The organism is Arthrobacter sp. 10T413_2 (genome assembly GCF_056394205.1).
Window position 1 is genome coordinate 1 of sequence record NZ_JBFTHK010000130.1, and the last position, 12240, is coordinate 12240.

Consider the following 12240-nt stretch of genomic DNA (forward strand, 5'->3'; position numbering starts at 1 on the left):
GCCCCTGACCTGCCGCGGCAGGGGCGTGGACGCAGGAGGAAAATCATGAGTGATCTGAGCAAATGGACGCCTTCGGACATGCTGGAACCGGTCCGCCGCTTCCTCGACGGCGACCTGACGCTGGCGCCCAGCATCAAGATCGAACAGTTCCAGGAGGGCAACACCCTGGTGGTTCGGGCCGAAGTGCCCGGCATCKACCCCGACTCGGACGTCGACGTGTCGGTCAGCGAGGGCATGCTGAACATCTCGGTGCAGCGGGAGGAAAAGTCCGAGCAGAAGAGCAAGACCGGTTACCGCTCGGAATTCCGTTACGGCTCGGCCACACGAAGCGTTGCGTTGCCTGCAGGGGCGAAGGAAGAAGACGTCACGGCCACCTACAAGGACGGCGTCCTCGAAGTCCGCGCGCCGGCGCCCGAGGTGGCGCCCGTCGAAACCACAAAGAAGATCCGGATCGACCGCAGCTGATACGGCGCGGGTCGAGACGCACTCGCTGATCCTGCAGTCGCTGACTCTGTGCGTGCCGGCTCTGTACTGGCCGGCTCTGTACGGGCCGGTGCGATGAGGCTGGCGGCAGGTGCCGMTGCGGCATCAGCGGGMCTCGTCCCGGGTTTGCTGGAGCCAGCCCGCRACCTCGGCGTCGAGGTCATCTTCCGAGCGAAGCTCCAGGTGGTGCATCCAGACGCCGGGTGACGGGTTGACCACTGACGTGAACCTTGTTGAGTCGATGCGGCTGCCCGTGGCGATCGACAGCACTGCCGGAACGTCCGAGCGGACATAGCGGCCGGGCCACCACACGTAGGCGAACCCGCGGTTCTCCCGGAAGGCCACCTGGCTCCTGGTCGCCCGGATCTCCGGCGGGTCCGGATGGGCCAGCAATTCCTCCACAGCCCTGAACAGCGCCAGGCCCCGCGGCGAGCCGCCAAAGACCTCTTCCGGTGTCGACTCGGCGGCCGGGCGTTMCATGGCCGCGAGCCTACGCCAGGCCGGCTCTCCACAACAGGGCCGGCCGAAGCTCACGCCAACGCAGTCCGGGGCCGCCCGTCCCGTCCCTACCCGGGGCACGCCCAGTCCTGTTCGCCGCCCGCGTCCCCAACCGGTGGACATGTCCAGTCCTGACCCCCGGCACCGGACATCTGGGCCACATGTCCAATCCAGAGCCCGCACGGAGAGCATGTCCAGCGCAGGGGAGAAACAGAGAACGTGCAGGGAAGAAACCGGGGGCTCGCCATGCCCCCGGAAACTACGCCGCCGGGGCTTCTTTGTGGAGGCTGAACAACTGAAAAGGCGCTATCCGCTGGCATGATGGATTGCAGACCCACAGTGTTTGGACGTTTGGAACAAAGGAGCTTGTATGGGACTGCTGGATAACAAGACTGCGATCGTGACCGGTTCGTCGCGCGGAATCGGCGCCGAAGTCGCCAAGTTCCTCGCCGCCGAGGGGGCGGCCGTGGTTGTGAACTACCGTCAGAAGGCGCCGCGCGCCAACAAGGTTGTCGCCGAGATCGAGGCCGCCGGCGGCCGCGCGGTGGCGGTCGGGGCTGACCTCACCACCCAGGAAGGCGTCCAGGCCMTGGCCAGCGCCGCCATGGAGAACTTCGGCTCGCTCGACCTCCTGGTCCTCAATGCCTCCGGCGGCATGGAGACCGGCATGGAAGAGGACTACGCCCTGAAGCTGAAMCGTGACGCGCAGGTGAACATGCTCAACGCTGCGGCGCCCCTCATGCCGGAAGGCTCCCGCGTGGTCTTCGTGACCAGCCACCAGGCCCACTTCATCGACACCGTGCCCACGATGCCCGAGTACGAGCCTGTTGCGCGCAGCAAGCGCGCGGGTGAGAACGCCCTGCGCGAACTCGTCCCGGACCTGGCGGACAAGGGCATCTCACTCGTGGTCGTTTCCGGCGACATGATCGAGGGCACCGTCACGGCCACCCTGCTTGACCGCTCCAACCCCGGCGCCATCGAGGCCCGCCGTGCCGAGGCCGGCAAGCTGTACTCGGTCAAGGAGTTCGGCGCCGAGGTCGCCAAGATGGCCACGGCGGACGTCGAGACCGGTCACACCGAATACGTCGGCGGCGCCGATTATTTCGATAAGACCGCAGCCAAGTCGGCCGGCAACGGTTCCCACTAGGACCTCACGCCAGCGCCGACCGGGATGGCACGTCACGGCAATGTTTCCCCCAAAACATTGCCGTGACGTGCCATCCCGCAGTTAACGCAACGGAAGAGCGTCAGACCCCCGCGATGTACCGCACGGCGTCGAGGTAGGGAAGGTTCACGGCGGCATCTGCGGCGGCACGGACGGCCGGCTTCGCATTGAACGCGATGCCGATTCCTGCGGCGCCGAGCATGTCCAGGTCGTTGGCGCCGTCGCCCACGGCAATCGTGTGCTCCATCGGGATGCCTTCGGCCGCCGCCCACTCGCGCAGGTACTTCTCCTTGGCGGCGCGGTCGACGACGTCGCCGATCACCTTGCCGCTCAGCGCGCCGTCGACGATCTCGAGTTCGTTGGCAATCCAGTAGTGCAGGCCCAGGTCCTCGGCGATCGGCCGGAGGATCTGGTTAAACCCGCCCGACACCACGGCCACGGCGTGGCCGGCGGCCTGGAACGCCGCCACGAGCTCGGCGGCGCCCTCGGTCAGCTTGACCTCGGCACGGACCTTTTCGACGACTTCGGCGGGCAGCCCGGCGAGCACCGCCACCCGGGCGTGCAGGCTTTGGGCGAAGTCCAGCTCGCCGCGCATGGCCGCCTCGGTCACCGCGGTCACTTCTTCGCGCTTGCCGGCATAGGCGGCCAGGAGCTCGATCACTTCCTGCTGGATGAGCGTGGAGTCCACGTCCATGATCAAGAACTTGCGAGGCGCGTTGCGCAGTTCCGTGGGAACCAGGGCCGTGTCCACGCCGTCGATGCCTGAGGCCGCCAACGTGCGGCGCGGACCCTCCAGCAGCGACKCCCCAACGGAGGCTTCGGCGTTTCCGGGCTCTGCATCGAGGCAGTCCAGTGCGCAGTCCGCCGCATACACCTCGAAGCGGCCGTCGCCGGTGCGGGTTTCGGCGTCGACGCTCAGCCCTGCGGCCGTGAGCAGCGACCGCAGACGCTGGATGTCGGGAAGGGACAGTTTCAGGCCGTAGCTGACTGCGGTCACGTTCGAACTCATGGCTTCAATCCTAGCGAGCGGGCGCCGGACGGCCCGAATTCGTTGCGCATCGGCCCCCGCCGCGTGACGCCCCACGGCAGCCCGCGGCGCCGGTTATCAGTCGTCCGCTTTTTTGTCCTAGTGTCTACTCCTATGAGTGAAGTTCTTGAAATGGCCGGCGTCAGCGTTGTACGTGGGGCTAAGACCCTCCTGGACAAGGTCGACTGGCAGGTCAAGGAGKGCGAACGCTGGGTGATCCTGGGACCCAACGGCGCCGGCAAGACCACTCTTCTCCAGCTGGCAGGGGCGCGGATCCACCCCACGTCCGGCACGGCGGGCATCCTGGAGGAAGTGCTGGGCGCCGTCGACGTCTTTGAGCTCCGGCCCCGGATCGGACTGTCCTCCGCAGCGCTGGCCAGCCAGATCCCGGAGCAGGAAAAGGTCCTCAACGTCGTGGTCACGGCCGCGTACGGCGTGACGGGCCGCTGGCGCGAAGGCTACGAGAAGGACGACGAACGGCGCGCCTTCGGGCTGCTGAACGAGTGGGGCATGGGCCCMCTGCTCAACCGTCCCTTCGCCTCCCTCTCCGAGGGGGAGCGCAAGCGCGTCCAGATCGCCCGAGCCCTCATGACCGACCCTGAACTCCTGCTCCTCGACGAGCCCGCCGCCGGGCTGGACCTCGGCGGCCGCGAGGACCTCGTCCAGCGCCTGAGCGAACTCGCCCGCGATGAGTCGGCCCCGGCGATTGTCCTGGTCACGCACCACCTCGAGGAAGTGCCGCCGGGCTTCACCCACGCCATGCTCCTGCGCGACGGCGGTGTGGTGGCCTCCGGCCCGCTGGCCGAGGTCCTCACGGCCGAAAACCTGAGCGCGACGTTCGGCCTGCCGCTGGACGTCACCGTCACCGCCGGCCGGTACACCGCCACCGCCACCCGCTGACGGGGCCGCTGACCGCGCGTGGAGCTCCTCAATAGCGTCTTCATTTTCTTMGCCGGGCTGTGGGCGGGCACCATCAACAGCGTCGTCGGTTCCGGCACGCTGGTCACCTTCCCGGTGCTGATCGCCCTGGGTTACCCTCCCGTCACCGCGTCCATCAGCAACGCCATGGGACTCGTGGCCGGCAATGCCGCCGGCGCCTGGGGCTACCKGAGGGAGCTGACAGGCCGGGGCAAGCAGTTGCTCCGGCTCCTGCCGGCCTCTCTGCTGGGCGCCGTGACCGGCGCCTACCTGCTGCTGCACCTGCCCGAGAAGGTCTTCTACTACGCCGCTCCCGTCCTGATTGTGCTGGCCCTGCTGATGGTGGCCTTCCAGCCGCGGCTCCAGCGGTGGGTGAAGAACCGGGAAGAAAACCCCGAGCACGCGATCCGGGACCGCCGCCACGGTGTGCTGCTCGTGGTGCTGGTGTACCTGGCCGGCGTCTATGGCGGCTACTTCGTCGCAGCCCAGGGCATCCTGCTGGTCGGCATCCTGGGCGTGTTTATGACCGGGACCATCCAGAACGCCAACGCGATGAAGAACATCCTCGTCCTGGGCGTGAACGTCATCGCCGCCTGCTCGTACCTGTTGTTCGCCTTCGACCGGATCAGCTGGGGCGTGGTCGGCCTGATCGCCGTGAGCTCCCTGATCGGCGGGGTGATTGGATCCAAGGTGGGGCGCCGGCTTTCTCCGGTGGTCCTGCGCGGGGTCATCTTCGTCCTGGGCCTGGTGGCGCTGGGATTCATGATCGCCAACCTTTTCAAATAGCCGCACGAACCTGCTGAAATGACCTGCCCGTGACTTTTTACTATCTTGACTCCGCCGACGACCCGCGGGTTTCGGACTACACCCAACTCACGGACGTGCACCTGCGCAAGGTCCGGGAACCCGCCGAGGGCCTGTACATCGCGGAGTCTTCACGCGTCCTGCGCCGGGCACTGGCGGCGGGGCACCGGCCGCGGTCCTTCTTCCTGGCCGAGAAATGGGCCGGGGACCTGGCGGATGTTTTTGCGCAGTACCCGGACGTCCCGGCCTATGTCGGCCCGKCCGCGCTGCTGGAGGAAATCACCGGGTTCCACCTGCACCGCGGCGCCATGGCCGCCATGCACCGGCCCGCCCCGGTGCCCCTGGCGGAACTGCTCGCGGGAGCCCGCCGGGTGGCCGTGCTGGAAGACATCGTGGACCACACCAACGTGGGGGCGATCTTCCGCTCCGCCGCTGCCCTGGGCGTGGACGCCGTCCTGGTGTCACCGCGCTGCGGGGATCCACTGTACCGGCGCAGCGTGCGGGTCAGCATGGGCACGGTGTTCCAGGTGCCGTGGGCGCGGCTGGAAGACTGGCCGGGAGGACTGGCCGCGCTCCGGKAGCAGGGTTTCACCGTGGCCGCCATGGAGCTCACGGATGACGCCGTAGACCTGGACGAGCTCGCGGCCCGGCGCCCCGAACGGCTGGCGCTGGTGCTGGGCACGGAGGGGGCGGGCATGAGCGAAGGCACCCTGGCCGCCGTCGACCTCGCCGTGAAGATCCCGATGCGCCCGGGCGTCGATTCGCTCAACGTCGCGGCGGCGTCGGCGGTCGCCTTCTGGGAGCTCCGCCCGAAGGGCTGACGTGCGCAAACGGCGTTCGTCACTCCGTCCGCTTTCCGCTATGATTGATAGCTGGCCGTCCGGTGCTTTCCGTCGGCCATCCCATTCATACCTGGCAGCTGGCAAAATCCAGTTGTGCGAACAAAGGTCCAATTATGAAGTCTGATACCMACCCGAAGTACGAAGCTGTTGTTTTCAACGACCTGGCTTCCGGMGTCAAGTTCCTGACCAAGTCCACCGTGTCTTCTTCCAAGACCATCGAGTGGGAAGACGGCAACACCTACCCGGTCATCGACGTCGAAATCTCCTCCGAGTCCCACCCGTTCTACACGGGCAAGCAGCGCATCATGGACTCCGCAGGCCGCGTCGAGCGCTTCAACGCTCGCTTCAAGGGCTTCGGCGGCAAGAAGTAGCTTTCTTCCCCAAGGTCTTGTAGGAAGCCCGCACCGGCAACGGTGCGGGCTTTTTGCGTTGCCCTCGCGTTCCGCCGTGCGTCCAGCCGCGAGCGGCGCCCGGGCCGCCGTCGCTTCCGTCGCGCCGCCGGCAGGATTGCCGTGGCAGGATTAATGCCATGACGACCTTTCCCTATGCTWCCGGTTCCGTGAACGACGACGGCGGCCGTCACCACGGCGAATACAAGGTCCCGGGCGGCAAGCTTGTGGTCGCCGATTTCGACGTCGTGGACGGCGTGCTKACGAACGTCTCGCTCAGCGGAGACTTTTTCCTGGAGCCGGACGAGGCGCTGCCGGAGATCAACCGCGCCCTCACCGGGCTGCCCCTGGACACCGGCGCCGCCGACATCGCGGCCGCCGTGACGGCGGCCCTGCCCGAAGACGCCGTGCTGTTCGGCTTTTCCGCCGACGCCGTCGCGGTCGCCGTCCGCCGCGCCCTGGCGAAGGCCACGGGCTGGGCGGACCACCACTGGAACATCATCGCCCCGTCCGTCCTGCCCACCCACGTCAACGTTGCCCTGGATGAGGTCCTGACCGAGGAGGTCGGGGCCGGGCGGCGCAATCCGACCCTGCGGTTCTGGGACTGGGAGGAGCCCTCCGTGGTGATCGGCAGCTTCCAGTCCGTCCGCAATGAGCTCCACCCCGCCGGTGTGGCCCGGCACGGCATCAGCGTGGTGCGCCGGATCAGCGGTGGCGGAGCGATGTTCATGGAGGCCGGCAACTGCATCACCTACTCGCTCTACCTCCCGCAGACCCTCGTGGACGGCATCAGCTTCGCGGACTCGTACAGTTTCMTGGACGCCTGGGTCATGGCCGCGCTGGAGAAGGTCGGCATCAGCGCCTTCTACGTGCCGCTCAATGACATCGCCACCGAGCATGGCAAGATCGGCGGGGCGGCCCAGAAGCGGCTCGCCAACGGGGGGATGCTGCACCACGTCACCATGAGCTACGACATCGACGCCGACAAGATGGTCGAGGTCCTGCGCATCGGGCAGGAGAAACTGTCGGACAAGGGCACCAGGAGCGCGAAGAAGCGGGTGGATCCGTTGCGCCGCCAGACCGGCATGGCACGCACCGAGATCGTCGCGGCCATGATGGACGTCTTCGCTGAACGCTATGGCGCGACGCCGTCCGAACTCACCGACGCCGAGCTCGAGGCAGCCGACCGCCGCGTCGAGACCAAGTTCGGCACCGCGGAATGGCTCCACCGGGTCCCGTAACGGGGCTGGGCTAGGCGTCCAGGGCCTGCGCCTTAAGAGACCTGCGCCTTAAGAGAACGATGCAGGTGGCTGCGCTGTTCGATGATGATCCGGCGMAGGGCGCGCGGCGCCCMGGGGTGGGCCGCCAGCCAGCGGTCGGTGCGGACGATCACCGGGTGGTTCTCGGGCGTTCCGCCGTGGCCGTCGAGATCCTGCCCCGCAGGGTAGAAGCCGCGGACAATCCGGCTGGCGATCTCGATGCTCCGGTCCGCCCAGACCTGCTCGAGGCATTCGAAGTACGGGTCAATGAACCGGGCGAGCAGTGCGGCCGCCCCGGTGTTGAATCCGGCGATGGTGGCGCTGAGGAGCTGGTTGGACAGGCCCGTGCCGTGGACGGCGGCGTCCCAGGCTGCCGCTTTGACGGACGCGTCCGGGCGGGCTGCGAGGGCCGTGGCGTGTCCGGATTTGCCCGCCGCCGTATTGTCACGGGTAAGTTCTTCGTCGAGTTGCTCCTGGGAGGCCTGGCCGTGGGCGGCGAGGGCGTGCCAGAGGTTCCAGCGCAGCTCGGCATCCACCGCGAGGCCGTCGATCACCGTGCTGCCGTCCAGGATGCCCCTGAGGAGATCGAGCCKGGCGGCGTCGTACCGGCTGGTGGCGGCGAGGGTCCGGGCCCAGGCCAGTTGTTGGTCGGACCCGGGCGTTGCCGCCTGCAGCTGTTCGGCAGCGGTGTCGAGGAAACCGCGGCGCACAGTGTCCCGCACGGCCCGGGGCACAAAGCGTTCCACCGCCGTCGAGGCGTTCCCCAGGACGTTCAGGAGGACTCCGATTCCGGTTTCGGCGGGTCCGAAGCGCTGGACGGCGTCGACGTAGAGGGCGGCCGGTGTGACCGCGTCACGGGCCGAGTCCCACAGCGCCGTCCAGCACAGCGCGCGTGCCATGGGGTCGCTGAGCTTGTCCAGGGAGCTGCGCACCGTGGTCTCGGAGTGTGGGTCCAGCCGGACCTTCGCGTAGCTGAGGTCGTCGTCGTTGACCAGCAGCAGGGCGGGCCGCGGTTTACCCGCCAGCGCTGGGACCTCCKTCCRGTCGCCGCTGACGTCGGTMTMGACGCTGTCCGAGCGGACCAGGGCGCCGGCGTCGTCKAAGTCGTAGAGGCCGATCCGCAGCCGGTGCGGCCGCGGTTCCTGCCGCCCGCTGGCCGGATCGACGGCGTCCTGCAGTACGGCGACGGAGTCGAGCTCGTCCGCGTTCGCCGTCCCGCTGGTAATCGTGATCTCACTGGAGAGGGTCGAGATGCCGGAGGTCTGCAGCCACTGCCGGGCCCACTGCGCGAGGTCGCGGCCGGATGCCGAGCTCAGCGCGGTCAGCAGCTCGGCCAGGGTGGTGTTGCCGTAGGCGTGGTCCTTGAAGTATTGCCTGGACCCGGCAATGAACGCCTCGAACCCGACGTAGGCCACGAGCTGCTTGAGGACGGACGCGCCTTTGGCGTACGTGATGCCGTCGAAGTTCTGCTTCGCGGCCTCGAGGTCCGGGATGTCGGCGACGATCGGGTGCGTCGTGGGGAGCTGGTCCTGCACGTAGGCCCAGGCCTTGCGGTTGTTGGCGAAGTTCACCCAGGCCGTGTCCCAGTCCGTGGTCCGGTCCACGCCCAGGGTGCCCATGTAGTCCGCGAAGGATTCCTTGAGCCACAGATCGTCCCACCACTTCATGGTGACKAGGTCGCCGAACCACATGTGGGCCATCTCGTGCAGGAGGGTATTGGCGCGGGCCTGGTACTGGGAGTCGGCGGCCCGGGAGGTGAAGACGTAGCTTTCCGTGAAGGTCACGAGTCCTGGGTTCTCCATGGCGCCGAGGTTGTATTMGGGCACGAACGCCTGCTCGTATTTGCCCCACGGGTAGGGGAAATCGAAGAGCTCGTTGAAGAAGCTCAGCCCGTTCTTGGTGAGTCCGAAGAGCGMCCCGGCGTCGAACGACGCGGCCATGGACGCGCGGCAGTAGAGCGCCAGCGGCACCTCCAGGACCGTACCGTCGGCCAGCGTGCCGCTCCAGGTGTCCCCGGCCCTGAAGTACGGACCGGCCAGGACGGTGGTGATGTACGTGGACATCGGCTTGGTGGGAGCGAAGTCCCAGCGGCTCGTGGCGGGGTCGGACGTTAGCTGGGTGCGCAGGACCTCAGCACCGTTCGAGGACACCTGCCAGTCCGACGGGGCCATGACATGGAACGTGAACTCGGCCTTCAGGTCGGGCTGCTCGAAGTTCGCGAACACCCGGCGCGCGTCGGCGGGTTCGTACTGCGTGTAGAGGTAGCACTGCCCGTCGGCGGGATCCACGAAGCGGTGCATGCCCTCGCCGGAGGTGCTGTACAGGGCCGTCCCGGTGATGGTGACCTGGTTCTCGGCCTGCAGGTTGTCGAGCCGGATGCGGGAGCCGTCCACGACGTCGGCCACGGCCAGGCCCTTGCCGTTGAGGAAGACGCTGTGCACGCTGCCCGCGATGAAGTCCACGAAGGTTGACGCTCCGGGCTCGCTGGCCGAGAACGTGATGACGCTGCGGCTCGTGTAKCCGGCGACACCCGGGTCCGCTGCCTGCCGGACGTCCAGGGAGACGTCGTAGCTGTGCGTGGTGATGAGGGCGGAGCGGGCCGCGGTTTCGTCGCGGCTCAGATTCTGATTCGACACCCCGCTATCTAATCACGGGAGCCTGTGTGCCGGATCACGCCGGCGGGAACATCAGGAACGCGGCGCCCAGCCCGAGCAGGGCGATCAGCAGCCAGGACGCCAGCGCGGCCAGCAGCGCGCGGGCGCCGGTGTGGAGGAGCTGGCCCACCCGCACCGCGGAGCCCAGTCCGAACAGCGCCATGCCCAGCAGCACGTCCTGGAGCACGGCGGCGGCGTCCAGGACAGCGGGGGAGAGCCAGCCGCTGGTGCGCAGGGCCGCCAGGGCCACGAATCCGAGCACAAACAGCGGGATCACCGGCGGGCGCTTGGCGCCGTCGGATCCTGAACCCAGCCGGTGGTGGAACCCCGCGGCAGCGACCACCGGCGCCAGCAGGATCACCCGCGTGAGTTTGACGACGACGGCGACCGCCAGGGCGGCGGTGCCCGCGGTCTGGGCGGTGGCCACCACCTGCCCGACGTCGTGCACCGAGGCACCGGTCCACGCCCCGAAGATCTCCGGCCCGAGGCCCAGCGGCCGCGCGAGCAGCGGCAGCACCCCGATCGCCAGCGTMCCGCACAGCGTCACGAKCGCCACGGGCAGCACGGTGTCCTCCTGCCGGATCCGGCGCACAGCGGCCATCGCCCCGATCGCGGACGCCCCGCAGATGGCKAACCCCGTAGCCACCAGCAGCGATACGCGCGGAGGAAGCCGGAAGAGCCTGCTGATCACGTAGGTGCCCGCGAAAGCCGCCGCCACCACGGCCGCAATCAGCAGCAGCGCGGCCCAGCCCAGGCCCAGCACATCGCCGAGGCTGACCTTCAGGCCCAGGACCACGATTCCGGCGCGCATGAGGTGCTTGCCGGCGAAGTCCAGCCCGGGACGCGCCGGCCCCGCGGTCCAGCCCGCCACACCCGGCAGGTTGKCGGCCAGGAGCCCAAGGAGGACGGCGAGGGTCATCGCCGGCAGCGCGGGGAGCAGCAGATGGACAGCGACGGCGGCGGCAACGGCCGCGGCGGCGCCCAGCAGGCCTGGCGCGGCCGCGGATGCGGAACTGGTGGGAGACACGACCCTACATTGCCGTACCCGGCCGGAAAAGCAGTAACTGCGGCCGCCCGGGCAGGCGCCCGTGCGCCGGGCGGGGGGCCGCCGAAATGATTTCGTAACGAAAAAGTGGTTGGCTAGTCACCATGTCTGACCTATTCCAGGATTACTCCGAGGCTGCCGGCCGCACCGGCGCCTACGACGAGATGTTTACCCCCGGCCAGCAGGCCCGGAAGTCCTACGGGCAGGTGGCCGGGGCCCTGCGTGAACTTTCATTGGCCGATGTGAGCGMCCGCGCCGATTCCATGGCACGGACCTTCCTGGACCGCGGCGTCACCTTCGACTTCGCCGGCGAGGAGCGCCCCTTCCCCCTGGACATCGTCCCCCGAGTGATCCCCGCCGATGAGTGGAGCGTCCTGGAGCGCGGTGTGGCGCAGCGGGTCCGGGCCCTGGAAGCCTTCCTCAACGACGTCTACGACAAGATGACCGTGGTGTCCGACGGCGTCATCCCGCGCCAGCTCGTCACCACGAGCGCCCACTTCMACCGCCAGGTGCACGGCTTCGAACCCGCCGGCGGCGTYCGCGTCCACATTTCCGGCATCGACGTCGTCCGGGACGCCGCGGGCACCTTCCGCGTCCTGGAGGACAACGTGCGGGTGCCCTCAGGGGTCAGCTACGTCCTCGAGAACCGCCGCGCCATGGCCAAGGGCCTGCCCGAGGCCTTCGGCCAGCAGCTCATCCGCCCGGTCGAGGAATACCCGCGCCGGCTCCTGTCCGCGCTGCGCAAAACGGCGCCCGCCGGCGTCGACGATCCCACCGTGGTGGTCCTGACCCCCGGCGTGTTCAACAGCGCCTACTTCGAGCACACGCTCCTTGCCGGCCTCATGGGCGTCGAGCTCGTMGAGGGCCGCGACCTCATCTGCCGCGGCAACCGCGTCTACATGCGCACCACCGCCGGTGAGCAGCGCGTGGATGTCATCTACAAACGCATCGACGACGAGTTCCTGGATCCGCTGCAGTTCCGGGCCGATTCCATGCTCGGCTGCCCGGGCCTCGTCAACGCTGCCCGCGCCGGTGGCGTGACCATCGCCAACGCGGTGGGCAACGGCGTCGCCGATGACAAGCTCGTGTACAGCTACGTGCCGGACCTGATCCGGTACTACCTCAGCGAAGAGCCCGTGATCGCCAATGTGGACAC

Annotated in this window: 12 protein-coding genes; 8 read left to right on the forward strand and 4 right to left on the reverse strand. The window is 68.2% G+C overall.

The genetic code is table 11. From position 1 onward, the window contains the following. Positions 1–45 precede the first annotated feature (45 nt). Positions 46–465, forward strand: coding sequence for an Hsp20/alpha crystallin family protein (locus tag AC1DBQ_RS17135; protein WP_476929656.1), 420 nt, complete (start codon positions 46–48; stop codon positions 463–465). A 123-nt stretch (positions 466–588) separates the two neighbouring features. Here the strand turns inward: AC1DBQ_RS17135 and AC1DBQ_RS17140 are convergent, their stop codons facing one another. Then, positions 589–963: a DUF5655 domain-containing protein gene (locus tag AC1DBQ_RS17140; RefSeq protein WP_476929657.1), complete on the reverse strand. Its 375-nt coding sequence runs from the start codon at positions 961–963 to the stop codon at positions 589–591. Positions 964–1351: 388 nt separating this feature from the next. Between AC1DBQ_RS17140 and AC1DBQ_RS17145 the strand changes: the two genes are divergently transcribed. Next, positions 1352–2128 (forward strand): SDR family oxidoreductase, encoded by a 777-nt coding sequence (locus tag AC1DBQ_RS17145; protein ID WP_476929658.1) that lies wholly within the window; start codon positions 1352–1354, stop codon positions 2126–2128. A 100-nt stretch (positions 2129–2228) separates the two neighbouring features. Here the strand turns inward: AC1DBQ_RS17145 and serB are convergent, their stop codons facing one another. After that, positions 2229–3155, reverse strand: a complete 927-nt coding sequence (gene serB / locus AC1DBQ_RS17150) for a phosphoserine phosphatase SerB (protein WP_476929659.1) — start codon at positions 3153–3155, stop codon at positions 2229–2231. Positions 3156–3287: 132 nt separating this feature from the next. Between serB and AC1DBQ_RS17155 the strand changes: the two genes are divergently transcribed. The 5 genes from AC1DBQ_RS17155 (at position 3288) to AC1DBQ_RS17175 (ending at position 7367) form a co-directional block, all read left to right on the forward strand. After that, complete coding sequence (locus AC1DBQ_RS17155; RefSeq protein ID WP_476929660.1) at positions 3288–4073, forward strand: ABC transporter ATP-binding protein; 786 nt, start codon at positions 3288–3290, stop codon at positions 4071–4073. 18 nt (positions 4074–4091) lie between these two features. Continuing rightward, the gene (locus AC1DBQ_RS17160) at positions 4092–4877 is read left to right on the forward strand and encodes a sulfite exporter TauE/SafE family protein (protein ID WP_476929661.1); all 786 of its coding nucleotides are present in this window, start codon (positions 4092–4094) and stop codon (positions 4875–4877) included. A gap of 29 nt (positions 4878–4906) precedes the next feature. Beyond that, positions 4907–5716 carry a TrmH family RNA methyltransferase gene (locus AC1DBQ_RS17165; protein ID WP_476929662.1) on the forward strand — a complete coding sequence of 270 codons (810 nt, stop codon included), beginning with the start codon at positions 4907–4909 and terminating at the stop codon, positions 5714–5716. A gap of 134 nt (positions 5717–5850) precedes the next feature. After that, positions 5851–6108, forward strand: a complete 258-nt coding sequence (locus tag AC1DBQ_RS17170) for a type B 50S ribosomal protein L31 (RefSeq protein WP_476929663.1) — start codon at positions 5851–5853, stop codon at positions 6106–6108. 158 nt (positions 6109–6266) lie between these two features. Further along, positions 6267–7367 (forward strand): lipoyl protein ligase domain-containing protein, encoded by a 1101-nt coding sequence (locus AC1DBQ_RS17175; RefSeq protein ID WP_476929664.1) that lies wholly within the window; start codon positions 6267–6269, stop codon positions 7365–7367. 32 nt (positions 7368–7399) lie between these two features. Here the strand turns inward: AC1DBQ_RS17175 and pepN are convergent, their stop codons facing one another. Both pepN and AC1DBQ_RS17185 read right to left on the reverse strand, forming a co-directional pair. Further along, a complete protein-coding gene (pepN, locus tag AC1DBQ_RS17180) occupies positions 7400–10021 on the reverse strand; it encodes an aminopeptidase N (protein ID WP_476929665.1) in 2622 nt (873 codons plus the stop codon). 34 nt (positions 10022–10055) lie between these two features. After that, a complete protein-coding gene (locus AC1DBQ_RS17185) occupies positions 10056–11066 on the reverse strand; it encodes a YeiH family protein (protein WP_476929666.1) in 1011 nt (336 codons plus the stop codon). Positions 11067–11188: 122 nt separating this feature from the next. Between AC1DBQ_RS17185 and AC1DBQ_RS17190 the strand changes: the two genes are divergently transcribed. Next, the coding region (locus tag AC1DBQ_RS17190; RefSeq protein ID WP_476929667.1) for a circularly permuted type 2 ATP-grasp protein at positions 11189–12240 on the forward strand (1052 nt) is incomplete at its 3' end.